The organism is Pseudomonas sp. WS 5027 (genome assembly GCF_012985695.1).
GTDB lineage: Bacteria > Pseudomonadota > Gammaproteobacteria > Pseudomonadales > Pseudomonadaceae > Aquipseudomonas > Aquipseudomonas hygromyciniae.
In genome coordinates this window covers 1-25,910 of record NZ_JAAQWU010000029.1, presented here as the reverse complement: position 1 = coordinate 25,910, position 25,910 = coordinate 1, and the positions used below count along the sequence as shown (strand labels likewise).

General features: G+C 59.5%; 21 protein-coding genes. 10 read left to right on the top strand and 11 right to left on the bottom strand.

Features of this window, described 5'->3' with window-relative positions:
* The first annotated feature begins 66 nt into the window (after positions 1-66).
* Entirely contained in the window at positions 67-1,749 is a 1,683-nt protein-coding gene (locus HBO09_RS25785; RefSeq protein WP_169999174.1) for an AMP-binding protein, read from the top strand.
* Positions 1,750-2,446: 697 nt separating this feature from the next.
* On the opposite strand, the gene HBO09_RS25780 is transcribed toward HBO09_RS25785, so the two are convergent.
* The 3 genes from HBO09_RS25780 to HBO09_RS25770 all read right to left on the bottom strand — a co-directional run bounded on the left by HBO09_RS25780 (position 2,447) and on the right by HBO09_RS25770 (position 4,761).
* Entirely contained in the window at positions 2,447-3,346 is a 900-nt protein-coding gene (locus HBO09_RS25780; RefSeq protein ID WP_169999173.1) for a hydroxymethylglutaryl-CoA lyase, read from the bottom strand.
* Between the two features lie 13 nt (positions 3,347-3,359).
* Complete coding sequence (locus HBO09_RS25775) at positions 3,360-3,761, bottom strand: MerR family DNA-binding transcriptional regulator (protein WP_029298346.1); 402 nt, start codon at positions 3,759-3,761, stop codon at positions 3,360-3,362.
* Positions 3,762-3,831: 70 nt separating this feature from the next.
* A complete protein-coding gene (locus HBO09_RS25770; RefSeq protein ID WP_169999172.1) occupies positions 3,832-4,761 on the bottom strand; it encodes a LysR family transcriptional regulator in 930 nt (309 codons plus the stop codon).
* Between the two features lie 151 nt (positions 4,762-4,912).
* Here HBO09_RS25770 and HBO09_RS25765 point away from each other — a divergent pair, with 151 nt between their 5' ends.
* Positions 4,913-6,142, top strand: a complete 1,230-nt coding sequence (locus HBO09_RS25765) for an acyl-CoA dehydrogenase (RefSeq protein ID WP_169999171.1) — start codon at positions 4,913-4,915, stop codon at positions 6,140-6,142.
* Positions 6,143-6,243: 101 nt separating this feature from the next.
* Here the strand turns inward: HBO09_RS25765 and HBO09_RS25760 are convergent, their stop codons facing one another.
* Together HBO09_RS25760 and xthA are read right to left on the bottom strand one after the other, a co-directional pair.
* Positions 6,244-7,584 carry a phosphate ABC transporter substrate-binding/OmpA family protein gene (locus HBO09_RS25760; RefSeq protein WP_169999170.1) on the bottom strand — a complete coding sequence of 447 codons (1,341 nt, stop codon included), beginning with the start codon at positions 7,582-7,584 and terminating at the stop codon, positions 6,244-6,246.
* A gap of 216 nt (positions 7,585-7,800) precedes the next feature.
* Positions 7,801-8,613: an exodeoxyribonuclease III gene (xthA, locus tag HBO09_RS25755; protein ID WP_169866402.1), complete on the bottom strand. Its 813-nt coding sequence runs from the start codon at positions 8,611-8,613 to the stop codon at positions 7,801-7,803.
* Between the two features lie 186 nt (positions 8,614-8,799).
* Here xthA and HBO09_RS25750 point away from each other — a divergent pair, with 186 nt between their 5' ends.
* The 6 genes from HBO09_RS25750 to HBO09_RS25725 all read left to right on the top strand — a co-directional run bounded on the left by HBO09_RS25750 (position 8,800) and on the right by HBO09_RS25725 (position 18,417).
* The gene (locus tag HBO09_RS25750) at positions 8,800-9,450 is read left to right on the top strand and encodes a GNAT family N-acetyltransferase (protein ID WP_169999169.1); all 651 of its coding nucleotides are present in this window, start codon (positions 8,800-8,802) and stop codon (positions 9,448-9,450) included.
* 64 nt (positions 9,451-9,514) lie between these two features.
* Positions 9,515-11,242, top strand: coding sequence for an autotransporter assembly complex family protein (locus HBO09_RS25745; RefSeq protein ID WP_169999168.1), 1,728 nt, complete (start codon positions 9,515-9,517; stop codon positions 11,240-11,242).
* A complete protein-coding gene (locus tag HBO09_RS25740; protein WP_169999167.1) occupies positions 11,239-14,913 on the top strand; it encodes a translocation/assembly module TamB domain-containing protein in 3,675 nt (1,224 codons plus the stop codon). Before HBO09_RS25745 ends, HBO09_RS25740 begins: the two co-directional genes overlap by 4 nt.
* A 257-nt stretch (positions 14,914-15,170) precedes the next feature.
* Positions 15,171-15,644, top strand: a complete 474-nt coding sequence (locus HBO09_RS25735) for a MarR family transcriptional regulator (RefSeq protein ID WP_169999166.1) — start codon at positions 15,171-15,173, stop codon at positions 15,642-15,644.
* A 41-nt stretch (positions 15,645-15,685) separates the two neighbouring features.
* Positions 15,686-16,888 (top strand): HlyD family efflux transporter periplasmic adaptor subunit, encoded by a 1,203-nt coding sequence (locus tag HBO09_RS25730; protein WP_169999165.1) that lies wholly within the window; start codon positions 15,686-15,688, stop codon positions 16,886-16,888.
* Complete coding sequence (locus HBO09_RS25725; RefSeq protein ID WP_169999164.1) at positions 16,888-18,417, top strand: DHA2 family efflux MFS transporter permease subunit; 1,530 nt, start codon at positions 16,888-16,890, stop codon at positions 18,415-18,417. Before HBO09_RS25730 ends, HBO09_RS25725 begins: the two co-directional genes overlap by 1 nt.
* A gap of 136 nt (positions 18,418-18,553) precedes the next feature.
* On the opposite strand, the gene lpxH is transcribed toward HBO09_RS25725, so the two are convergent.
* Complete coding sequence (gene lpxH / locus HBO09_RS25720; protein WP_169999163.1) at positions 18,554-19,303, bottom strand: UDP-2,3-diacylglucosamine diphosphatase; 750 nt, start codon at positions 19,301-19,303, stop codon at positions 18,554-18,556.
* Positions 19,300-19,803 (bottom strand): peptidylprolyl isomerase, encoded by a 504-nt coding sequence (locus HBO09_RS25715; RefSeq protein WP_169999162.1) that lies wholly within the window; start codon positions 19,801-19,803, stop codon positions 19,300-19,302. Before HBO09_RS25715 ends, lpxH begins: the two co-directional genes overlap by 4 nt.
* A 247-nt stretch (positions 19,804-20,050) precedes the next feature.
* On the opposite strand from HBO09_RS25715, the gene HBO09_RS25710 reads away from it, so the two are divergent.
* Positions 20,051-21,751 (top strand): glutamine--tRNA ligase/YqeY domain fusion protein, encoded by a 1,701-nt coding sequence (locus HBO09_RS25710; protein ID WP_169999161.1) that lies wholly within the window; start codon positions 20,051-20,053, stop codon positions 21,749-21,751.
* 21 nt (positions 21,752-21,772) lie between these two features.
* Positions 21,773-23,155, top strand: a complete 1,383-nt coding sequence (gene cysS, locus HBO09_RS25705; protein WP_169999160.1) for a cysteine--tRNA ligase — start codon at positions 21,773-21,775, stop codon at positions 23,153-23,155.
* Positions 23,156-23,230: 75 nt separating this feature from the next.
* Here cysS and HBO09_RS25700 read toward each other — a convergent pair whose 3' ends face one another.
* The 4 genes from HBO09_RS25700 to HBO09_RS25685 form a co-directional block, all read right to left on the bottom strand.
* Entirely contained in the window at positions 23,231-23,779 is a 549-nt protein-coding gene (locus HBO09_RS25700) for a dihydrofolate reductase family protein (RefSeq protein ID WP_169999209.1), read from the bottom strand.
* 69 nt (positions 23,780-23,848) lie between these two features.
* The gene (locus tag HBO09_RS25695) at positions 23,849-24,607 is read right to left on the bottom strand and encodes a peptidase E (protein WP_346266445.1); all 759 of its coding nucleotides are present in this window, start codon (positions 24,605-24,607) and stop codon (positions 23,849-23,851) included.
* Positions 24,608-24,826: 219 nt separating this feature from the next.
* The gene (locus HBO09_RS25690) at positions 24,827-25,210 is read right to left on the bottom strand and encodes a hypothetical protein (RefSeq protein ID WP_169999159.1); all 384 of its coding nucleotides are present in this window, start codon (positions 25,208-25,210) and stop codon (positions 24,827-24,829) included.
* 1 nt (position 25,211) lies between these two features.
* On the bottom strand, positions 25,212-25,910 hold a 699-nt coding region (locus HBO09_RS25685), incomplete at its 5' end, for an RHS repeat-associated core domain-containing protein (RefSeq protein WP_178120454.1).

The following is a 25,910-nucleotide window of genomic DNA, read 5'->3' as shown; positions in this document are numbered from 1 at the left end:
CGTTAACGTCAAGCTCGCGCCTGACCGGCGTATCGTCCACCTACAAAAAAGACAATAGGGGTCGTCATGGATCAACCGAATCAGAGCTACAGCCGTGGCCCACAGGACAAGGCCCTGCTGGCCATGACCATTGGCCAGGCCTTTGACCGCACGGTGGCCCAGCATCCGGATGGCGAGGCCCTGGTGGTGCGCCATCAGCAGCTGCGCTACACCTGGCGGCAATTTGCCGAAGCCGTGGACCTGTATGCACGCGGGCTGCTGGCCTTGGGGTTGCAAGCCGGGGATCGCCTCGGTATCTGGGCGCCGAACTGCGCCGAGTGGTGCATCAGCCAAGTGGCCAGCGCCAAGCTCGGGGTCATCCTGGTCAATATCAACCCGGCCTACCGCAGCAGCGAATTGCAATACGTGCTCCAGCAGTCGGGTTGCCAGTGGTTGATCTGCGCCGGTGCGTTCAAGTCCTCCGACTACCACGGGATGCTGCAGGCGCTGGTACCGGAACTGGCGGAGCAGGGCATTGGCCAATTGCGCTGCGAGCTGTTACCCGAGCTGCGCGGGGTGATCAGCCTGGATGCGCGACCGCCCTCGGGGTTCCTGCCCTGGTCGCAATTGGCGGCCATGGGTACGGGCATCTCCGCGCAACAATTGCATCACCGCGAGGCCAGCCTGCACTTCGATCAACCCGTCAACATCCAGTACACCTCCGGCACCACGGGCTTTCCCAAGGGCGCCACCCTCAGCCACCACAACATCCTCAACAACGGCTACATGGTTGGCGAAAGCCTGGGCCTGACCGCGCAGGACCGCCTGGTGATCCCCGTGCCGCTCTACCATTGCTTCGGCATGGTTATGGGCAACCTGGGCTGCATCACCCATGGCACGACCATGATCTATCCCAATGACGGTTTCGACCCGCTGCTGACCCTGGCCGCCGTGGCCGAAGAGCGTGCCACTGGCCTATACGGCGTACCCACGATGTTTATCGCGGTGCTCGATCATCCGCAGCGCGGTACGTTCGACCTGTCGACCCTGCGCACCGGGATCATGGCCGGCTCTACCTGCCCGATTGAGGTGATGCGTCGGGTGATCAGCGACCTGCATATGAGTGAAGTGCAAATCGCCTACGGCATGACCGAGACCAGCCCGGTGTCGCTGCAGACCGGGGCCGATGACGACCTGGAGCGGCGCGTGACCACGGTCGGGCGCACCCAGCCCCAGTTGGAAAGCAAGATCATCGACGAAGCCGGCAACACCGTGCCGCGCGGGCAGATCGGCGAGCTGTGCACCCGTGGTTACAGTGTGATGCTCGGTTACTGGAACAACCCCGAGGGCACCCGCGAAGCCATCGACGACGCTGGCTGGATGCACACCGGCGACCTGGCGAGCATGGATGAGCAGGGTTATGTGTGCATCGCCGGGCGCAACAAAGACATGATCATTCGCGGCGGCGAGAACGTGTACCCACGGGAGCTGGAGGAGTTCTTCTTCACCCACCCGGCGGTGGCCGATGTGCAGATCATCGGCATCCCCGATGAGCGTTACGGCGAAGAGATCGTGGCCTGGATCAAGTTTCATCCGGGGCAGGTCGCCAACGAACTGGAGTTGCAAACCTGGTGCAAGGGGCGCATTGCGCACTTCAAGACGCCGAAGCATTTCCGGTTTGTCGAAGAGTTTCCGATGACAGTGACCGGCAAGATCCAGAAGTTTCGTATGCGCGAGATCACGATCGAGCAACTGCGTAACGAAACCTGAGGCCTGACCCAAACCTGATGTGGGGCCTGGCTTGTGTGGGAGCGGGCTTGCTCGCGATAGCGGAGTATCAGTAAAGTATTTATCAACTGACCCACCGCTTTCGCGAGCAAGCCCGCTCCCACAGGGGATAGAGGGTGATTCACAAAATTCATTTCACCCAGACAGCACAAAGGGGAGCCGAAGCTCCCCTTTAATTTGTTGTTACGTGCTCTTTTTTTATTATTGAGGGGCGGTCTATTGTTGTTTTTGGCAACCGTGGCCCTTACCGCTGTTTTGGCGACCCCCATCCGGGGTCAAGAGCAAACGTATTTTTTTGAGCGCTGATCTGCTTCTTCGTACGCGATCCAACCAGTGGGTAGCTACCTTGGGGTAGTTTTATTGTTCTCTGCCCGGTTGCGAGTGGCGGCTTGCGCCGTACCCTGCGAAGCACATCTTCTCCAAAAAAATCTGTTAGCTGCGTCTCTGCCGTGTTGTTTTTGTTATGTCAGAGTCGGTACGTCTTATTTTTATTAGGTTTGGCGCTTTTTATTCTTGTTATGCCATAGAGATAGCAGAAGCCGTGCCAACTTTTAAAAGTCCTTTAAAATCAATGACTTGTTTTTTTGGTAGGAAATTTACTTCAGAGAATGCGACAAAATATGTTCCCGTGTTACCCGATGTGTAGCCGTGAGGTAACACATCGTCACGGGTACGCTACTCAACTGGCGCTACGGGCCCTGGCCACGCGTGAGCCGGTGGGGCGGCCGAGGACCGTACAGATCTGCTGGCCCGCCGCCACCAGCTTGTCCATGTCGATACCGGTCTCGATGCCCAGGCCATTTAGCAGGTACAGCACATCCTCAGTGGCCACGTTACCGCTGGCGCCCTTGGCGTAGGGGCAGCCGCCGAGGCCGGCGATAGAGCTGTCGAACACCGCGATACCTTCCAGCAGGCTGGCATACAGGTTGGCGATGGCCTGCCCGTAGGTGTCATGGAAATGCCCGGCGAGCTTTGCCCGTGGCACATCCTTGCCCACCACCTCAAACATACGGCGTGTGGCGCCGGCGGTGCCGGTGCCGATGGTGTCGCCCAAAGACACCTCGTAGCAGCCCATGGCATACAACTCTCGGGCCACGGCGGCCACTTGTTCCGGCGCCACCTGGCCCTCGTAAGGGCAACCCAGCACGCAGGATACATAGCCGCGCACACTCACGCCATGTTGCTGCGCCGCCGCCATGATCGGCGCGAAGCGCTCCAGGCTCTCGCTGATGGAGCAATTGATATTGCGTTGGGAAAACGCCTCCGACGCCGCTGCAAACACCGCAACCTCCTTGACCCCGGCCGCCAGCGCGTCCTCGAACCCGCGCAGGTTCGGCGCCAGCGCGCCGTAGATCACGCCCGGCTTGCGCTGGATCTGCGCAAACACCTCGGCTGAGCCGGCCATTTGCGGCACCCACTTGGGCGAGACAAAACTGCCGACTTCGATGTAACCCAGGCCTGCCGCACTGAGGGCATCGACCAGTTGCACCTTGTCGGCCACGCTGATGGGCTGTGCTTCGTTTTGCAGACCGTCGCGCGGGCCGACTTCGACCAGGCGCACATGGGAGGGGAGAGACATGGGATCTACCTTTTTATTGGGGTTGGCCGACCTGGCTCTGGATCGTCTGTTCCAGGGCCTGGGTGCAACGTTCTTCGGCGGTGTCCAGTTCCAGCTTCATCTGTTCGATGTCCAGCAACTGTTGTTCCAACTGTTCACGGCGTTCGCTGATCTTCGCCAGCATGCTGTGCAATTGCTTTTGATTGCCGCTGGTGGGGTCGTAGAGTTCGATCAGCTCGCGGCATTCGGCCAGGGAAAAGCCGATGCGCTTGCCGCGCAGGATCAGCTTCAGGCTGACTTTGTCCCGGGGCGAATAGATACGCTCCTGGCCTCGGCGTTCGGGGCTCAGGAGGCCTTGTTCTTCATAGAAGCGAATGGCCCGGGTGGTGATGTCCAACTCGCGGGCCAGGTCGGAGATGCTGTAGGTCGTGCTCATGGTGGCGCTCAAGGAGGGTCTTGGCGCTACGCTAATGGCTGCTTGACGTAAACGTCAAGCGAATCGCCACCTAAGCGTTATCCAACTTCTTCTCACGCGCCGTGACCTGCTGGCACAGTTCGATCATCTGCTCGCGCATCCAGCGGTTGGCCGGGTCCTGGTCGGTGCTTTCATGCCAGTACAGGTGGGTTTCCACTGGCGGCACATCATTGACCGGCAGGTAGAACGAGTGCAGGTCGTTACGCCTGGCAAAGCGCTCGGGCACGGTCATCACCATATCGGTCTGCTGCAATACCTGGGAGGCCATCAGGTAATGCTGCGAACGCAGGGCGATCTTGCGCTGGATCCCCATCTTGCCCAGGGCCAGGTCAACGTGGCCCAGGCCATTGCGTCGGCTGGAAATATGAATATGGGTCAGCGAGAGGTAGTCATCCAGGCTGAACTTTTCCTTGCCCGCCATCGGGTGGCCCTTGCGCATGGCACACACATAGCGGTCTTCCATGAGCTTGACGTGGCGCACTTGCGGGTCGGTGTTCAGGGGCGCGTCCACCGCAAAATCCAGGCGGCCGGCGGCCAGCTCCTTGGTGGTTTCACGGCGCTTGGACAGGAAGCTTTCGATGATCACCGTGGGTGCCAGGCGGCGCAGGCGCTGGAACAGCGGCGGCAGGATCACCGCTTCAGTGAGGTCGGTCATGCTGATGCGGTAGGTCTTGGCCGCCTGCAAGGGGTTGAAGATCCGGCTTTCCTGCACCGACACCCGCAACAGCGACAGGGCGTTGCGCACCGGGCCGATGATGTTCTGGGCCATGGGGGTCGGCACCATGCCCTGGGCAGTCCGCACGAACAGCGGGTCGTTGAAGGTCTCGCGCAGGCGCGCCAGGGCGTTTGATACCGCCGGCTGGGTAATGCCGACGATCTGCCCGGCGCGGGTCAGGTTGGCTTCGGTGTAGATCGCGTCAAAGACGATGAAAAGATTGAGGTCGACCTTGCTCAGATTCATTTCGCTGCGCTCTTCTTGTTAGGTGTTCATACGCCGATCATATATCGGTGATGAATGTTAATACACGCCGAGAATAGGCTAGGTAAATTATCAGCGCTGTTCTAGCATCGATTGCATGACCTAAACAACCTCTCAAAGAAGGGAGCTGCTCATGGATTTTGCCTATTCGCCCAAGGTTCAGGAACTGCGTGAACGCGTCACCGCGTTTATGGATGCTTACGTTTACCCAGCCGAGCCGGTGTTTGAACGCCAGGTCAGCGAAGGTGATCGCTGGCAGCCCACCGCCATCATGGAAGAGCTCAAGGCCAAGGCTAAGGCCGAAGGCTTGTGGAACCTGTTCCTGCCGGAGTCCGAGCTGGGCGCCGGCCTGACCAACCTGGAATACGCGCCGCTCGCAGAAATCATGGGTCGCTCCCTGCTTGGCCCGGAGCCGTTCAATTGCTCGGCACCCGACACCGGCAATATGGAAGTGCTGGTGCGCTATGCCAACGAAGAGCAGAAACAGTGCTGGCTGGAGCCGCTGCTGCGCGGCGAGATCCGCTCGGCGTTCGCCATGACCGAACCGGATGTGGCGTCCTCCGACGCCACCAATATGGCCGCCCGCGCCGAACGCCAGGGTGACGAATGGGTCATCAACGGCAAGAAGTGGTGGACCTCCGGCGCGTGCGACCCGCGTTGCAAGATCCTCATCTTCATGGGCCTGAGCAACCCGGATGCGCCGCGCCACCAGCAGCACTCGATGATCCTGGTACCGGTGGATGCGCCCGGCGTGAAAATCGTCCGGCCACTGCCGGTGTTCGGCTACGACGACGCGCCCCACGGGCATGCCGAGGTGCTGTTCGACAACGTACGCGTACCGTACGAAAACGTGCTGCTGGGTGAAGGCCGTGGCTTTGAAATTGCCCAGGGTCGCCTTGGCCCGGGCCGGATCCACCACTGCATGCGCTCCATTGGCATGGCTGAACGCGCCCTGGAATTGATGTGCAAACGCTCGGTCAGCCGCACCGCCTTTGGCAAACCGCTGGCACGCCTGGGTGGCAACATCGACAAGATCGCCGACTCGCGGATGGAAATCGACATGGCACGCCTGCTCACCTTGAAAGCGGCGTACATGATGGACACGGTCGGCAACAAAGTGGCGAAAAGTGAAATTGCCCAGATCAAGGTCGTTGCGCCAAACGTGGCCCTGAAGGTGATTGATCGGGCGATCCAGATCCACGGCGGTGCCGGGGTATCCAATGACTTTCCGCTGGCCTATATGTACGCCATGCAGCGCACCCTGCGCCTGGCCGACGGCCCGGACGAAGTGCATCGGGCGGCGATTGGCAAGTTTGAGATTGGCAAATATGTGCCTAAAGAGCTGATGCGCAGTGGTCAGTAACACCACGCCGGCCTTATCGCGGGCGAGTCCGCTCCCACATTCAGTGTAGGAGCGGGCTTGCCCGCGATAGCGGTGGGCCCGCCAACCCCCGTCTGCAGGTTTCAATAAACCCAGACCTCCACCCGGCGATTCTTGATCCGGCCCTCATCCACGGTATTCGCCGCCACCGGCATCTCGGCGCCAAAGCCGCGGATATCGCGTAACACCACGCCACTCTTGACCAGTTCCCGGCGCACCGCCATCGCCCGCAACTTCGACAACAGGGCAGCGCGCTGCGGGTCATCCTTGGCGTCACCAAACCCCACCAGCGTGACCCGCTTGTCCCGTTTGTCGTGGCTGTTTATATAAGCCACCACCCGCGCCAGGTCCTGGCGTGCCTTGTTGTCCAGGCTGGCGCTGCCTTCTTCGAAGCGAAAATTCACGCTCAGGCGTTGTGCCTCGCGAGCGATGGCCTGGTAGGCGTCCGGCATCGGTGGCCGTGGCTGCACGCTGATGGCCTGGACCTGTTGGGCGATAAACCCGTTGGCGGCAACGATGGCCTGGCCCTGGGCGCTCTGGGCAAAGTCCACCAGCGCCTCGGCCCAGGGATTGGTGTTAGCGGGCGGCAGGTAGAAAAACAAGCGCCGTGACAGTGGGTAGTCCTCGGTGGCGATCAGGCTGTTCGCCGGCAACATCGCTTGGGAATCACCATCACTGATGGCCACGGCCTTGGCCTGGCGCACATAAGGCAGACCGATGAAGCCAATACCCTGCGGGTCGTGGCTCACCGCATCGGACAATTGCTCGCTGGACTCAAAGCGTTTGGCCGCGCTGTCGAGGGTTTTGCCGCGACGGTTGAGCACCAGCTCCTTGAAGGTGTCGTAGGTTCCGGATTGATCATCGCGGGCATACAACCGTATCGTCCCGCCGGCGCCGCCCAAGGCTTCCCAGGTGCTGACCTCGCCACTGAAAATCCTCGCCAGTTGTTCGGTCGTCAAGGTCTGCAAGGGGTTACGTGGATGCAGGATGATCGCCAGGCCATCGATGGCGATCACCTGTGCGGCGCCGGGGCTTTTCAGGTCGCCCAGAGGTTCGAGATCCACCAACTCGCGGTCCTTGATCGGGCGCGATGCGGCCGCCAGATCGGCCTCGGCCTTTTTCAGCGCGGCAAAGCCGGTGCTGGAACCGTGGGCGGCGATTTCTACCAGGACCCGTTTGCCTTGGGTGCTCGTGCCGACGAGGCGCTGCTCATTGGGGCGTTTCGTCGGTTCACTGTGTACGGCCTTCAGGCCCTGTTGCTCCATCAAGCCCTTGACCAGCGCCGGGCCCAGCGCCGCGCCAATGGTGTTGGAGCCCTGGATGCGCAATGCCGGACCTTGTTCGGGAAAGGGTAGGGGCGTTGCCAGGGCCGCAAGAGGGAACGTGCTACAGAGAACCAGCAGGTACAGAACGCGCAGCATCATGCCGCCACCTTCTCAAGCCAAAGGAAGTGCGGGCAGATTAAGTCAGTAAGGTTGCCAGAATATGACTGAGGGCCAACTGAACCCAATGTGGGAGCGGCTTGTGTGGGAGCGGGCTTGCTCGCGAATACGGTGTGTCATTCAACACATCCAGCGACTGATTCACCGCTTTCGCGAGCAAGCCCGCTCCCACACTTTTTGACGGTGTTGCCGCAAAACTCAGCTCAGTTCAAGCCAGATCGGCGCATGGTCCGACGGCTTTTCCAGGCCGCGCAGTTCGTAGTCCACGCCCGCATCCTTGACCCGTGGCAACAGGCCATTGGAGGCCATGATCAGGTCAATCCGCAGGCCGCGCTTGGGCTCGTCTTCAAAACCCCGACTACGGTAATCGAACCAACTGAAGCGATCCGCCACATCCGGGTTCAGGTGCCGGAAGCTGTCGGTCAGGCCCCAGTTCTTCAGGCGTGCCATCCATTCGCGTTCTTCCGGTAGGAAGCTGCATTTGCCGGTCTTCAGCCAGCGCTTGGCGTTGTCGGCACCGATGCCGATGTCGCAATCTTCGGGCGAAATGTTCACATCGCCCATCACCACCAATGCCTGGTCATTGCTGAACTGGGTTTCCAGCAACTGTTGCAGGTCTTCGTAGAAGCGCTGCTTGGCTGGGAACTTGGTGGGGTGATCGCGGCTTTCACCCTGTGGGAAATAGCCGTTCATGATGGTGATCGGGTTGCCGTGTTCATCGGCAAAGGTGCCCCAGATAAAACGGCGCTGGGCATCCTCTTCGTCGCTGGCAAAACCCTTGTGCAGGGCCAGTGGCTCCTGGCGCGAGAGCAGGGCGACACCGTAGTGGCCTTTCTGCCCGTGGTAGTACACGTGATACCCCAGGGCCTGGACTTCAGCCAGCGGGAACTGGTCGTCGTGGACCTTGGTTTCCTGCAGGCCGATCACGTCCGGTTGATGTTTGTCGATCAGGGCCGCCAACTGGTGAGGCCGGGCACGCAGCCCGTTGATATTGAAGGAGACGATTTTCATGGTCGGCAGTCCAGTCTGGCAAAAGGGCGATGCTAGCCGACAAGTCGGACGGGGGCCAGCGTGGCGGTAGGACAGATGCACTGCTAATGTCTCTCAAGGAGCCAATGGCACGGAACGACTCAGTTGCCCCAGGCTCGTAACAATAAGAGCGTGACCTTTTGAGTTGCGCCCAGGGAGATACAACTGATGCCCGACACTTGCACCGCCAATGCCCAGGTCCACTTGCTCGATAGCGGCTATTCCCGCGAAGCCCGCTCGTTGCTGTACCACGCCTATCGTCATGAGCCGACCTTCGCCTATCTGTTTGAAGCTGAACGTTCCGGTTATGAGCAGCGGGTCAGGGCTACCGTGCGTGAGCTGGTCAAACAGCACTTTCTCCAGGAACTGCCGGCGATTGGCCTGCTGGTCAATGACCGGCTGATCGGCATCGCCCTGATTGCTCCCCCGCAACGGCGTCTGGGCATCACCGAAAGCTGGGCCTGGCAATTGCGCATGTGGCTGAGCACTGGTTTGAGGTGTACCCGGCGTTACCTCGAATACCATCAGGCGGTGTTGGCGTGCCTGCCGTCCGAGGCGGTACATGTGTTGCCGCTGTTGGGGATTCACCCGCAATTCCAGGGCAAGCATTACGGTGAACAACTGCTGGAAGCCGTGCATAACTGGTGTGCCGAAGACCCGCATTCACAAGGAGTGGTGCTGGACACCGGCAATCCGCTCTACCTGGAGTTCTACAAACGCCAGGGCTATGAGGAGGTGGGGGAGGTGGCTGTAGGCCCCATCCTGGAGCATGTGTTTTTTCACCCGAATCCCCAAGTGTTACAACCTGCAACGCCTTAACACAGAATTATTCAGACAATTCCCGGTTCTAAGGTGCTCCCCAGCTCGTGTAGCATCCGCGCCTATGAAGTTTTCCAATAGATTTACCAGCGGCTTGATTCTGCTGTTCACAAGCTGCGGCGCCTTGGCGCAAAGCGAATTGGACGTACGGGTCAAGCCTTCAAACGATGCGCTGAAGGCCAATATCGAAGGCTATATCGGCGGGGTTGGCGAGCGTGATGAGGAGGCCTTGCTGCGCTTCAGTCGCGGTGCCGAGGAGCAGGCGCGCAAGGCCGCCCAGGCATTGGGCTTTTATCAGCCGCAGATTGCCAGTGAGGTAAAGGCCGGCAAGAACCCGCGCCTGATCCTCAGCATCGACCCCGGCGAGCCTGTGCACCTGCGTAATGTCACGATTCGGGTGGACGGCCCGGCGGCGCAGCTCAAATCCTTTCGTGTACCCGACAGCCAAGACCTCAAGTCCGGCGCCGTACTCAACCATGGTCATTACGAAGACGCCAAGCGCCTGATCCAGAATCAGGCCTCGCGGTTCGGCTATTTCAGTGGCCGTTTTACCCAGCAGAAACTGTCCGTCGATCCCCAGGCGGGCGTGGCCGATATCGAACTGGTCTACGACAGCGGCCCGCGCTACGCCCTCGGCAAGGTCAACTTTGCCGGCGATACCCCCTTTGATGAAGAACTGTTGCAACGCATGGTGCCGTTCAAGAGCGGCGCTCCCTACGATTCCGAACTGATTGCCGAGCTGAACCAGGCCCTGCAATCGAGCGGTTATTTCGAGGGTGTGCGGGTGGATGCCGCCCCGGCCGCAGCGGCCAATGATGTGATCCCGGTGGCGGTGCAGTTGCAAACCCGCAAACCGCGGACCATGGGCCTGGGCCTGGGTTTTTCCACCGACGTCGGCCCGCGCGGTAAGGCCAACTGGACGCGGCATTGGGTCAACCCCCAGGGGCACAGCTATGGCTGGGAGGCGGAACTGTCGGCGCCCCGGCAGAACGTCGGCCTGTGGTACGACATTCCCCTCGACCCGCCATTGACCGACAAGCTGCGCTTTGCCGGCGGCTACCAGAACGAAGAACTGGCCAACACCGACACCCTGAGCAAACTGCTCACCCTCGGCCCGGAATGGCACACCAAGTTGCCCAGCGGCTGGACACGGGTGATCTCGCTCAAGTTGCAGCGCGAAGAATATCGCCTGGGGGATGACTCTGGCTTGAGCAATTTGCTGATGCCGGGAATCAGCTATTCCTACCTGCGCAGCGACAACCGCATCGACCCCCATAACGGCTATCGCCTGCAATTCGATACCAAGGTGGCCAAGGAAGGGCTGGGCTCGGACACCAACTTGCTGTACGGCACCGCGATGATCAAGGGCTTGACCACGGTGTGGGACAAGCACCGCTTCCTCGGCCGCGCGCAGTTTGGCGGCAGCGCCACCAACGGCTACAAGTCGGTGCCGCCGTCCCTGCGCTTTTTTGCCGGTGGCGACCAGAGCGTACGTGGCTACGAGTACCAGACGCTGTCCCCGGAAAACAACAAGGGCGACCGTATCGGTGGCCGCTATATGGTGGCCTTGAGCGCAGAGTATCAATATTCCATCGCCGAAAAATGGCGGATCGCGACCTTTGTCGATCAGGGCAACTCCTTTAACACCCTTGAATTGCCGAGCCTGAAAACCGGGGTTGGCGTCGGCGTGCGCTGGGTGTCGCCGGTCGGCCCGATTCGCCTTGACCTGGCCCATGCCCTGGAAGATCCGGGCGGTATTCGTTTGCACTTTTCCATGGGGCCTGAGCTGTGAAGCGTGGTTTGAAAATAGCGGGTCTGAGTGCAGTGGCGCTCGTCGCCTTGGTGCCCCTGGCGGTATGGAGCGTACTGGGTACGCAAGTCGGCAGTCGCTGGGCCCTCGGCCAAGTGCCGGGGTTGAGCGTGGACAATTTCCAGGGCCGCCTGGGCGGGCAATGGAGCGCCGACCATCTGCTGTGGCAACAAGACAGCAGCCGCGTGGAGCTCAAGGCGCCGAAATTCGATTGGTCGCCGGCGTGCTTGCTGCGCATGACGTTGTGCATCCGGCAACTGGACGTGGAGCAGGTCAGCCTGCAATTCCCGGCCAGCACCGAAGAAAGCAGCGGCCCGATTACCCTCCCAGACTTGAACCTGCCCGTGGCCATCGAACTGGGCGACGTGCGTGTAGGCAGCCTGCTGTTCAACGGCAGCGAAGAACTCCAGGGCCTGCAACTGGCGGCGCACTGGACCGCCGAGGGGATGAAGATCGACGCGGTGCACCTGCAGCGCGACGGCCTGGTGCTGGACCTCAGCGGTATGTTGCAACCCACCGGTGACTGGCCGCTGACGGCGACCGGTAACCTGAGCCTGCCCTACGCCCCGGGTGGCGCGCCATGGGCCGTGGCGCTGAACGTCACGGGTGATTTGCTCAAGACCCTCAAGCTCGACGCTGATAGCACGGGATACCTGCCCGCGAAGCTCAAGGGCGAACTGCAACCCCTGGTCGAGAACCTGCCGGCGCAACTGCAGATCACCGCCGATGGCTTCAAGCCCGCCGCCGACTTGCCGGACACCTTGCAGCTCAACCAACTGGACCTGACGGCCAAGGGCGACTTGGGCAAGGGCTATCAACTGCTGGGCAAGGCCGTATTACCCGCAGAAAAGGGCCCGGTTGACCTGTTGCTGCAAGGCCGGGTCGACGCCAAGGGTGCGCAGATCGCTGGCCTTGACCTGACTGCCGGGGACAAGCAGAGCCTCAAGCTCAGTGCCCAACTGGATTGGCAGCAAGGCTTCAGCGCGGATGCAAAAATCGACTGGCTGGACTTCCCCTGGCATCGCCTCTATCCGCTGATTGACGAGCCGCAAGTGGTGTTGCGTACCTTCAATGGCGAAGTCTCCTACAAGGACGGCAACTACCTGGGCAATCTCAAGGCCGACCTCGATGGGCCGGCCGGCAAGTTCAGCCTGGTCACGCCATTGAGTGGCGACCTGACCCAAGTGTTCCTGCCAGAACTGAAACTGGTTGCCGGCCAAGGCAAGGCAGAAGGCCACCTGAACCTGCAATTTGCCGATGGCATCGCCTGGGATACGGCGCTGGACCTGTCGGCGATCAACCCGGCGTACTGGGTCGCGGAACTGCCGGGCACGCTCGCCGGTCCGCTGCGCAGCCAGGGTGAAATGAAAAACGATCAACTCAAGCTCAACGCTGACCTTGATCTGAAGGGCCGTTTACGCGGCCAGCCCGCCGTGCTGGCGGCCAAGGCCGAAGGCGCGGGTGAGCAATGGACCCTGGCCAACCTGGATATCCGCCTGGGTGACAACCGCATCAACGGCAGTGGCAGCCTGCAACAGCGCCTGGCTGGGCAGATCGATATCAAGCTCGCACGCCTGGCCCAGCTGTGGCCGCAATTGCGTGGGCAGATCAATGGCCGGCTCGATGTGGCCGGCACTTTAAAGGCCCCCCAAGGCAAGCTCGACCTCAAGGGCCAGCAGTTGGTGTTTGAAGACAATCGCCTGCAAGCCCTAAGCCTGGACGCGACACTTGATAGCGCACAACGGGCGAAGATCGATCTCAAGGGCAGCGGGATTCAGGCCGGTGACACCCAGCTCGGCACCCTGACCGCCAGCGCCCAGGGTGATATCAAAAGCCAGAAAGTCCAACTGGACCTGATGGGCCCTCTGGTCAAGCTGGCCCTGGCCTTGGACGGCACGCTCGACAAAGGCAACTGGCGCGGACGCCTGGCCAGTGGTGACGTACAGGCCGGTGGCCAGGACTGGAAACTGCAGGCCCCGGCAAAAATCGAGCGCATGGCCGACGGCAAGCTGACCTTCGCCGCCCATTGCTGGGTCTCGGGGCCCGCCAGCCTGTGTGGCGAAGACCAGCGGCTGATGCCCGATCCCAAGCTGCGCTACCACCTCAAGCAATTCCCCATCGACAGCCTGGCGCAATGGCTGCCCAAGGATTTTGCCTGGCAGGGCAAGCTCAACGCCGATATCCAGCTCGACCTGCCGGCCAGCGGCCCCAAAGGCCTGATCGCGGTGGATGCCAGTGGCGGCACGCTGCGGGTCAAGGACAAGGACCAGTGGCTGGATTTCCCCTACGACACTCTCAAGTTGGAAACCACACTCAACCCTACGCGCATCGATACCCAGCTGAATTTCCGCGGCGGCAAGCTCGGTGAGTTGTTGTTGCAGGCACAGCTCAACCCATTGGCGAAAAACAAGCCGATCTCCGGCAATTTCAGCCTCACCGGTCTGGACCTGGCGGTAGCGCGACCGTTTGTGCCGATGGTGGAAAAACTCAGCGGCAAGCTCAACGGCAGTGGACGTATTTCCGGCGGGCTGCTGGCACCTCAGGTCAACGGCAACATCAACCTGATCGCCGGCGAAATTTCCGGGCCTGAACTGCCGATCAGCCTAGAAGGCCTGAACGTCCAGGCACTGATTGCCGGTGAAAGCGTACAGCTCAACGGTGGTTGGCGCAGTGGCAAGGCCGGGCAGGGCAGCCTCAAGGGCCAGATCGACTGGGGTCGAGCCCTGGTTGTTGACCTCAGTCTGCAAGGTTCGCAGTTACCGGTTACGGTCGAACCCTACGCCAAGCTCGAAGTGGCGCCCGACTTGAAGATCACCCTCAAGGACGACAAGTTGGCGATTGCCGGCAATGTCCATATCCCGCGCGGCGATATCACCGTGCGCGAACTGCCGCCTTCGACGGTCAAGGTCTCGGATGACACGGTGATCGTTGGCAGCCAGACCGAAGAGGGCAAGCCGCCGATGGCCATGGCCATGGATATCAACGTGGTGGTGGGCGAGGACCAGCTCAACTTTGCCGGCTTCGGCCTCACGGCCAAGGTCCAGGGCCGGGTGCATATCGGCGATAACATGGACACCCGTGGCGAGCTCTGGCTCAACGACGGCCGTTACCGTGCCTACGGCCAGAGACTCGATGTACGGCGTGCGCGCCTGCTGTTCGCCGGGCCGCTCGACCAGCCGTACCTGGATATCGAAGCCATCCGCAAGACCGACGACGTAATCGCTGGTATCCGCCTGAGCGGCAGCGCCGAGCAACCCACCACGCAAATCTTCTCGGAACCGGCCATGAGCCAGGAGCAGGCGCTGTCCTACCTGGTGCTGGGACGTCCGTTGAGCACCACCGGTGAAGACAACAACATGCTGGCGCAAGCGGCGCTAGGCCTGGGGTTGATGGGCAGTGCCGGGGTGACGTCGGACATTGCCAAGAACCTGGGGATCCAGGACTTTGAACTGGACACCCAGGGCAGCGGCAACAATACGGCCGTGGTGGCCAGCGGCAAGATCACCGAGAAGCTCAGCTTGCGTTACGGCGTGGGGGTGTTCGAACCGGCCAGCACCATCGCCTTGCGCTACCTGCTGAGCAAGCGGGTGTATCTGGAAGTGGCCAGCGGCGTGGCCAGCTCCCTGGATATCTTCTACAAACGGGATTTCTGACGTTTAAACGTCAACCAAATTGTGGGAGCTGGCTTGCCTGCGATAGCAGTGGTTCAGTCACTATTTCTAGTGGCTGACACACCGCAATCGCAGGCAAGCCAGCTCCCACATTTGTTTTGTCGTGGATTCAGAACCTTCCCATGGCTCCAATCATCGCCTGATTACCAAGCAACCTAACTATTTATTTGACATTCGCTGCCTAGGCAGTAATATTTGGTCACATATTCACTGCCTAGGCAGTAATAAGGTGACTTTCGATGAAACACTTCACCCCGGAAAACTTCCACAACTGTCATCTCGGCCTGTTGCTGGGGCGTGCTGCGATTCTCAAGGACCGCATCATCGACACCCATATGGAACCCCACGGCATCACCGCCGCGCAGTTCAAGGTGTTGATCATCATGGCCCAGTTCGGCGTCGACACCCCGGCGGAGCTATGCCGCAACCTGTCCCTGGACAGCGGCTCGATGACCCGCATGCTCGACCGCCTGGAGCAAAAACACCTGCTGGCACGCAAGCGTTCCGAGCAGGACCGGCGCCAGGTGCAGCTTGTGCTGACCGCAGAAGGCCAGCGCCTGGCGGATATGTTGCCGCAGATCGGCGCCCAGGCCCTGAACCAGTTGGCCGGCGTGCTGGAACCGGGGGAATTGCAGACCCTGGAATACATCCTGAAGAAAATTCTGATCGCCGCGGGTGACCCCATCACCCTGCAACGGGTCGGGATTCAATGAACACGCCAGTCACGCGCGCTGAATAACGCAAGGTATTTGTCATGGCTACTGCCCAAGCAAACAACACCGCACCCTCCCAATCCGACGACAGCAACCCGCGCAAACGCAAGATCATGTTGCTGGGCCTGGCGCTGATCGTCGTGCTCTGCGTCGTGGGCGTCTGGGGCTGGCACGAGCTGTATGGCCGTTGGAGCGAAAGCACCGATGATGCCTACGTCAATGGCAACGTGGTGGAAATCACCCCGTTGGTCACCGGCACCGTGGTCAGCATTGGCGCCGATGATGGCGACCTGGTTCACGAAGGTCAGGTGTTGATCAACTTCGATCCCAACGACGCGGCCGTCGGCTTGCAAAGTGCCCAGGCCAACCTGGCGCGCACGGTCCGCCAGGTGCGTGGCCTGTACAGCAATGTGGATGGCATGAAAGCCCAGGTCCAGGCACAAAAAGCCCAAGTGCAAACGGCCCAGGACAACTTCAACCGCCGCAGAATCCTCGCACAGGGTGGCGCGATTTCCCTGGAAGAACTGTCCCACGCCCGTGACGCCCTGAGCGCGGCGAGCAACTCGCTGGCCAACCTGCAACAGCAACTCAATACCTCCACCGCGCTGGTGGATGACACGGTGATCTCGTCCCACCCGGATGTGCAGGCCGCTGCCGCGCAGTTGCGCCAGGCCTACCTGACCAATGCGCGCAGCACCCTGATCGCACCGGTCACCGGCTACGTGGCCAAGCGAACCGTGCAACTGGGCCAGCGAGTCGAGCCGGGGACTGCATTGATGGCGGTGATTCCCCTGGACCAACTGTGGATCGACGCCAACTTCAAGGAAACCCAGTTGCGCCAGATGCGCATTGGCCAGCCGGTGGACATCGAGGCCGATATCTACGGCAGTGATGTGAAATACAGCGGCACCGTCGACAGCCTCGGCGCCGGTACCGGCAGCGCATTTGCCCTGCTGCCGGCGCAGAACGCCACGGGTAACTGGATCAAGATTGTGCAACGGGTGCCGGTGCGCATCCATATCAATGCCCAGGAGTTGGCCCAGCACCCGCTGCGGGTGGGTTTGTCGACCCAGGTTGAAGTCAACCTGCGTGACCAGAGCGGCCCGGTGCTGGCGCAGCAACCGCCGCAAAAGGCTTCGTTCAGCACCAATGTGTACGACCGCCAGTTGGCCGAGGCCGACGCGATGATCACCCAGTTGATCCATGACAACAGCGTGGCCGCGCCCAAGGCAGCACAACGCTGATGAGCAATAACGCCTCCTTCACGCCGCCCAGCTTGCTGATGGCCACCATTGGCCTGTCCCTGGCGACCTTTATGCAGGTGCTCGACACCACCATCGCCAACGTGGCGCTGCCGACCATTTCCGGCAACCTGGGGGTGAGTTCGGAGCAGGGCACCTGGGTCATCACCTCATTCGCCGTGAGCAATGCCATTGCGCTGCCATTGACCGGCTGGTTGAGCCGGCGCTTTGGCGAGGTGAAGCTGTTTTTGTGGGCCACCATCCTGTTTGTGCTGGCTTCGTTCCTGTGTGGTATCTCCACCTCGATGCCCGAGCTGATCGGTTTTCGGGTGCTGCAAGGTCTGGTGGCGGGGCCGTTATACCCAATGACGCAGACACTGCTGATCGCGGTCTATCCACCTGCCAGGCGCGGCATGGCCCTGGCATTGCTGGCGATGGTCACGGTGGTCGCGCCGATTGCAGGTCCCATTCTTGGCGGCTGGATCACCGACAGCTACAGCTGGCCGTGGATCTTCTTTATCAACGTGCCCATCGGGATCTTCGCGGTGATGGTGGTGCGTTCGCAGCTCAAGAAGCGGCCGGTGGTGACCAGCCATCAGCCGATGGATTATGTCGGCCTGTTGAGCCTGATCGTTGGGGTCGGTGCCTTGCAGATCATCCTCGACAAGGGCAATGACCTGGACTGGTTCGAATCCAATTTCATCATCATCGGCGCGGCCATCTCGGTGATCGCCCTGGCGGTGTTCGTGATCTGGGAAATGACCGACAAACATCCGGTGGTCAACCTACGCCTGTTTGCCCACCGCAATTTTCGCATCGGCACCATTGTGCTGGTGCTGGGCTACGCCGGGTTCTTCGGGATCAACCTGATCCTGCCGCAATGGCTGCAGACGCAGATGGGCTACACCGCCACCTGGGCCGGTTTGGCCGTGGCGCCGATCGGCATCCTGCCGGTGCTGATGTCGCCCTTTGTCGGCAAGTACGCACACAAGTTCGATTTGCGGCTGCTGGCCGGCCTGGCATTCCTGGCGATTGGCCTGAGCTGCTTTATGCGCGCCGGCTTCACCAATGAAGTGGACTTCCAGCATATCGCCCTGGTGCAGCTGTTCATGGGCATCGGTGTGGCGCTGTTCTTTATGCCGACCTTGAGCATCCTGATGTCTGACCTGCCGCCGCACCAGATCGCCGACGGTGCGGGCCTGGCGACCTTCCTGCGGACCCTGGGCGGCAGCTTTGCGGCATCGTTGACCACCTGGATCTGGATTCGCCGGGCTGACCAGCATCATGCCTACATGAGCGAGAGCATGAGTGTGTACGACTCGGCCACCCGCGATGCGCTGAACACCCTGGGCGGCGCGGGCCACAAGGCCTATGCGCAGCTCGATCAGGTGCTCACCAGCCAGGCATACATGATGTCCACCGTGGACTATTTCACGTTGCTGGGGTGGATGTTCATGGGCTTGATCCTGCTGGTGTGGCTGGCCAAACCGCCGTTTGCCGCGAAGGCTGGTCCGGCGGCGTCAGGTCACTGATCTTGCAGCGCACGCAGTGAAAAATGTGGGAGCGGGCTTGCTCGCGAATGCGGTGTGTCAGTCGACATCTTAGGTGACTGATCCACCGCATTCGCGAGCAAGCCCGCTCCCACATTTGCTTCGCGTTGTTTGTAAGTCAGGCGCCAGGCAACGCCAACTGCGGGTTGACGAAGTCAAACGCCGCCAATTGAAACCCTTGCTCATCCACCTGCAACGCCCAACCCTGCTTGTCCCAATCCCCCAGCACAATGCGCTTGGCCGCCTGCTCGCCAATCTGCAATTTGTGAATGGCCGGGCGGTGGGTGTGGCCGTGGACCAGGGTGCGCACGCCGAAGGCCTGCATCACCTGTGGTACTTCCTCGGGCGTCACATCGACAATATCGTTGGCCTTCATGCGCGTCTGCGCCCGGCTTTCACTGCGCAGCTTGCGCGCCAGTTTATGGCGGGTACGCAAGGGCAGGTGACGCAGGATAAACAGCACGACGGGGTTACGCAGGATGCGCCGCAGCTTCATATAGCCGAGGTCGCGGGTACACAGGCTGTCGCCGTGCATCAACAGCACGGGTTCGCCATACATCTGCACGACGCTGGGGTCCTTGAGCAAGGTGGCGCCTGCTGCTTTGCAGAACGCCTTGCCGATCAGGAAGTCCCGGTTGCCATGCATCAAAAATAGTTGGGTGCCACTGTCGCTCAGCTCACGTAGAGCGGAGCAAATCGAACGCTGGAACGGGGTCATGCCATCGTCGCCAATCCAGGCTTCGAAAAAGTCCCCCAGGATGTACAACGCTTGCGCGCCACGGGCGCGGTCGTGGAGTAAATCCAGAAACGCCCGGGTAATATCCGGGCGCTCCTCTTCCAGATGCAAGTCTGAAATCAGCAATATCACGCAATGATCTCGGCTTTCTCGATGATCACGTCTTCTGCTGGTACGTCCTGGTGACCGCCTTTCATGGTGGTGGAAACACCCTTGATCTTGTCCACGACGTCGGTGCCTTCGGTGACTTTACCGAATACCGCGTAGCCCCAACCCTGTACGGTCTTGGCGCTGTGGTTGAGGAAACCGTTGTCAGCCACGTTGATGAAGAACTGCGCGGAGGCCGAATGCGGCTCCATGGTACGGGCCATGGCGACGGTGTACTTGTCGTTGGCAAGACCGTTGTCCGCTTCGTTCTGGATGCTTGGGCGCTTGTCTTTCTTTTCTTTCATGCCCGGCTCGAAACCGCCGCCCTGGATCATGAAGTTGCCGATGACACGGTGGAAAACGGTGTTTTCGTAGTGGCCGGCTTTAACGTATTCGATGAAGTTGGCGACGGTGAGCGGCGCTTTCTCGGCGTTCAGTTCGATGACGATGTCACCGTGGTTGGTGGTCAGTTTGACTTGAGTCATGTTCACTACTCTTTCAAGGAATTCGTGGGTTCTGGCGCGTTACACGCCTGCACCTGTCTGGCAAAACGCTGCCAAGGCGCGCAGTTTAGCGTGCCCTGCAGGAATTTCGAGGTGGTTTTTTACCGCCCATGCAATAAATGCAGCAGTTTTTGGCCATGCCCTGTCAGGTGCTTGACAGCATCGGCTATGATAAGCCCTTTGTTTGTCTGGCCTGACCCGGCCACGTACCTGTCTGTTCAAGGATCCTATGAGCAAGCCCACTGTCGACCCTACCTCGAATTCCAAGGCCGGACCTGCCGTCCCGGTCAATTTCCTGCGCCCGATCATCCAGGCGGACCTGGATTCGGGCAAGCACACGCAGATCGTCACCCGTTTCCCGCCTGAGCCCAACGGTTACCTGCACATCGGCCACGCCAAGTCGATCTGTGTGAACTTCGGCCTGGCCCAGGAGTTCGGTGGCGTCACGCACCTGCGTTTCGACGACACCAACCCGGCCAAGGAAGACCAGGAATACATCGACGCCATCGAAAGCGACATCAAGTGGCTGGGCTTTGAATGGTCCGGTGAAGTGCGCTACGCCTCCAAGTACTTCGACCAGTTGTTTGACTGGGCGGTGGAGCTGATCAAGGCCGGCAAGGCCTATGTCGACGACCTGACCCCGGAGCAGGCCAAGGAATACCGTGGCACCCTGACCGAGCCGGGCAAGAACAGCCCGTTCCGCGACCGTTCGGTAGAAGAGAACCTGGACTGGTTCACCCGCATGCGCGACGGCGAGTTCCCGGACGGCGCCCGCGTACTGCGCGCCAAGATCGACATGGCCTCGCCGAACATGAACCTGCGCGACCCGATCATGTACCGCATCCGCCATGCCCACCACCACCAGACCGGTGACAAGTGGTGCATCTACCCCAACTACGATTTCACCCACGGTCAGTCGGACGCCATCGAAGGCATTACGCATTCCATCTGCACCCTGGAGTTCGAAAGCCATCGCCCGCTGTATGAATGGTTCCTCGACAGCCTGCCAGTACCGGCGCATCCGCGTCAGTACGAATTCAGCCGCCTGAACCTGAACTACACCATCACCAGCAAGCGCAAGCTCAAGCAACTGGTCGATGAAAAGCACGTGTTCGGCTGGGACGACCCACGCATGTCGACCCTGTCGGGCTTCCGCCGTCGCGGTTACACCCCGGCTTCGATCCGCAATTTCTGCGAGATGGTCGGTACCAACCGCTCCGACGGCGTAGTCGACTACGGCATGCTGGAATTCAGCATCCGCCAGGACCTCGACGCGAACGCCCCGCGCGCCATGTGCGTGCTGCGTCCGTTGAAAGTCGTGATCACCAACTATCCGGAAGGCCAGGTCGAGAACCTCGAACTGCCGCGTCATCCGCAGAAAGAAGAGCTGGGCGTGCGCAAGCTGCCGTTCGCCCGTGAAATCTACATCGATCGCGATGACTTCATGGAAGAGCCGCCAAAGGGCTACAAGCGCCTTGAGCCCAACGGCGAAGTGCGCCTGCGCGGCAGTTACGTGATCCGTGCCGACGAAGCCATCAAAGACGCCGATGGCAACATCGTCGAACTGCGTTGCTCCTACGATCCGGATACCCTGGGCAAGAACCCGGAAGGCCGCAAGGTCAAAGGCGTGGTGCACTGGGTTCCAGCGGCTGCCAGCGTCGAGTGCGAAGTACGCCTGTACGATCGCCTGTTCCGCTCGGCCAACCCTGAGAAGGCCGAAGACAGCGCCAGCTTCCTGGACAACATCAATCCTGACTCCCTGCAAGTACTTACGGGTTGTCGTGCCGAGCCATCGCTTGGCGACGCACAGCCGGAAGACCGTTTCCAGTTCGAGCGCGAAGGCTACTTCTGCGCAGATATCAAGGACTCGAAACCTGGTCAGCCGGTATTCAACCGTACCGTGACCTTGCGTGATTCGTGGGGCCAGTGATCAAGTCTTAAGGGAAACATCGTGCTAACGATCTACAACACGCTCAGTAAGACCAAAGAAGTCTTCAAGCCGCTGGATGGCAACAAGGTGCGCATGTACGTGTGCGGCATGACCGTGTACGACTACTGCCACATCGGCCACGGCCGCAGCATGGTTGCCTTCGACCTGGTGACCCGCTGGTTGCGTTTCAGCGGCTACGACTTGACGTACGTGCGCAACATCACCGACATCGACGACAAGATCATCAATCGCGCCAATGAAAACGGCGAGTCGTTCGACGCGCTGACCGAGCGCATGATTGCTGCCATGCACGAGGACGAGGCGCGCCTGAACATCCTCAAGCCGGACATGGAGCCGCGTGCCACGGACCACATCCCTGGCATGCACGCGATGATCCAGACCTTGATCGACAAGGGCTACGCCTACGCCCCGGGCAATGGCGACGTGTACTACCGCGTCGCCAAGTTCATGGGCTACGGCAAGCTGTCGCGCAAGAAAATCGAAGACCTGCGCATCGGTGCGCGCATCGAAGTGGACGAAGCCAAGCAAGACCCGCTGGACTTTGTGCTGTGGAAAGGCACCAAGCCCGGCGAGCCGAGCTGGGAGTCGCCGTGGGGCGCCGGGCGTCCGGGCTGGCACATCGAATGCTCGGTGATGTCCACCTGCTGCCTGGGCGAGACCTTCGACATTCATGGCGGCGGCAGCGACCTTGAGTTCCCGCACCACGAAAACGAAATCGCCCAAAGCGAAGCGGCCACCGGCAAGACCTACGCCAACGCGTGGATGCATTGCGGCATGATTCGCATCAATGGCGAGAAGATGTCCAAGTCCTTGAACAACTTCTTCACCATCCGCGACGTGCTGGAAAAGTACCACCCGGAAGTTGTGCGTTACCTGCTGGTATCGAGCCATTACCGCAGCGCCATTAACTACTCGGAAGACAACCTCAAGGACGCCAAGGGCGCCCTGGAACGTTTCTACCATGCGTTGAAAGGCCTGCCGGTTGTTGCGCCGGCCGGTGGCGAGGCATTTGTCGAGCGCTTCACCACCGTGATGAACGACGACTTCGGCACCCCGGAAGCCTGCGCCGTGCTGTTCGAAATGGTCCGCGAGATCAACCGCCTGCGCGAGAGCGATCTGGATGCAGCGGCAGGTTTGGCGGCCCGTTTGAAAGAACTGGCCAGCGTGCTGGGCGTGCTGCAAATGGAAGCCGACGACTTCCTGCAAGCCGGCGCCGAAGGGCGTGTGGACGCAGCCGAAGTCGACGCGCTGATCCAAGCCCGCTTGAATGCCCGTGCCAACAAGGACTGGACAGAATCCGACCGCATCCGCGACCAACTCACCGCCATGGGCGTGGTGTTGGAAGATGGGAAGGGCGGGACGACGTGGCGGTTGGCTGACTGACGGCTGATTGTTTCAAGCTGAATAAAAAACGCCCCGACTGGTTCGGGGCGTTTTTGTGTGTGGAGGTTTTGCGATTCAACGCTGCTCGATCGCATACCGGCTTTGGACAAACCCATTGTCCGAGGCCCAGGTATCGATGTGGCGAAGCTCACATTCATGCCCGACTTGACTGAACAACGGAATCCCCTGACCTAGCAGAATCGGAATACGGGTGATGATCAACTCATTGAGCAGACCAGCTTCAAGAAATGCCTGAATGGTCTGGCCGCCATCGATATAAAGATGCTTCATGCCGCGCTCGGCCAGTTGCTCGACGAGTGTGCTCACGTCGGCTGCCAAGACCTCCACCTTGCCCTGTAGATGCGCCGGAATCTCCAAGGTCTTGTGAGAAAGCGCTATGACCGGCGTGCCCTCGTAAGGCCACTCTGGAAAGGACAGTACTTTTTCCAGGGTTTTACGCCCCATGACCAACCCGTCAACCGTTGCGATGAAGCGTTCATACGTGATGCCGTTCAAGCCCGAGCTGTCATATTCCGGTCGGTGCAACCACTCAATATCCCCATCTGGCCGGGCAATAAAACCGTCAATGCTTGCTGCGATAAAGACGGAACATTTGATCCTCATCGGCGGTAAAACTCCTTTTTTATCAAGTGGGATCAAGAAGGTATCACTTTCACGCCTGCAAACTGGCCTCTACTCAGTTAACAACCTCAGATAAGGCGGTGCCGGACTGACTTCGTAAGCGCTACTTTTTGCGTTATTACGGATCGTTTCATGGTGCTGGTTATTCTTGAAATGCAAGGCGACCCCATCGTCAACTGCGTAAGCAGGGTGCACACCCTTGAGTTTCACAAGCTCAGCAAATGACTCTGCTCTTCCTGCCTCTGAGCTGAAGTGCGGACACAACGCTCCGGGAAGTAAGCCCAGGCCGTCGATCAGGGCGAAGGCTCCTCCAGAGTCGGAGTGGCCGTAGTCGAACCAGCAAATGGCTCCAGCACTGACACCGCAAAGCACCTTGCCACCTTCCCATGCCTTCCTTAGCAACCCCACTACACCAAAATCGCGCCAGATAGCTAACATCGCGCGCGTATTCCCGCCTGCTACATAAATGATATCGGCCTGTTCAAACAGCGACGCAATATGGCCAGCGTCGGGAAACGGCGGAATGAAAAACGTCAAGCAGATGACGGTGCAACCGATGCTTTCATATTTGGTGATGAAGTCGGAAATTTTCAGGCGGTCATCGCCATTGGCTGTGGAGATATAGAGAACGGTGGGACGTACTTTGCCCGATATTGCGACGATGTGTTCGTCAATGCGAGTCATGCAGGTCATTTCCTCGGCCGACTCTCCACCAATAACAATTATGGATTTATCCATCACGGCCTCTGCCTCGTCCTGAATTTCAGCTTTTTCAAGGTATTTGAACACTGGGAAATATAATTCAAACACATTGCTCAAGGTAGTAAAGATCAAAGGTGGGAGCTGTCGAGCCCCAGCGAGGCTGCGATGGCGGCGGTGCCAGTATTGGTATTGTCCGAAATGCCGCTATTGCAGCCTCGTTGCGATTGCGGGCGATTAAATAGATCTGCCCCCTTTTGTTTCTGTATGCAGGCTCTGGATAAGGCTGTCGATACTTGGTGTATTGAATTTTAAGCAAATAGCTACTTTCTAGATATTTGTTGGGTAAAGTGAAATGTTTGTTGTTTTTAAGTTTACATACTTTGGAGCATGGTCGGGCTTTTCTTTCAGGTCTATAAGGATTATTGAAGATCCAATGCGTAGGGCTGCGCAGTTATCATCACTTCTTAAGATAAGTTCTGCAGTTATGTAAGTGGTGCTGTCTATGATCTCTATTTTTTCCTCATGTTGGGGTGATTGGGTAATGTTGTCTTTCCAACAAAAAATATCACTCAGATCGAATTCGACATCAATATGCTCGCCGACTTTCGGTGTCGGGCCTATCCACGTGGCTACACCACATCCGGCAGACGTCTCATAATTAACATAAGGTTTATCGCGATGAGTAAATACGCTTAGTATTTTTACAATCATTTTATTTCTTCTGTGGTGGTACTCTGATGACTGAGTTGTCGACGTTCATGGTTTTGTTTTTTAGTTCTAAAGTCCAGGTTTCTTCATGATAGTGATGCTTGGTCGGTTTGCTATTCATTTCGTGAGCCCCATAACGAATGCTTCTTGTACCATCTGCAGAAACTAACCTGTCGGGGTCGGGTTTTCCAGTTCTTGGATGAATGTTTGTATAGGGGCCATCACCTAAAAACTCACCCCATTTTAGAGTGGCTTCTTCAGGTTTTACCGGTTTACTCGCATAGGTTTCCTTGTGGTAGCCCATTTCTGGGGTAGTGTTTGATATGACTGGAACCGAGGGTGTTCCTGCGTTGGCCTTCTTTTTTGCTGGATCCCCAATATCAGTGCTTGGCTTACACCCATCCCCACCCGGACACGCATTCAACCCCAACGGATCCACCCACCCCGTAGGGTTAGGCACATACAAATACCCGTTCACCCCACCCGCCAACTTCACCGGGTCGGGGGTCAGGTAGCGTCCGTTATCCGGATTGTAGTAGCGATGCCGGTTGTAATGCAGCCCGCTTTCCCGGTCGAAATACTGCCCCTGAAAGCGCAGTGGGTTGTCGACTGTGCCTACATCCAACCGGGTGATTTTTCCGTAGGCCTGGTAATGGGCAGACCAGACGATGTTGCCGTCTGCGCTGGTCAGCTCCTGCGGCGT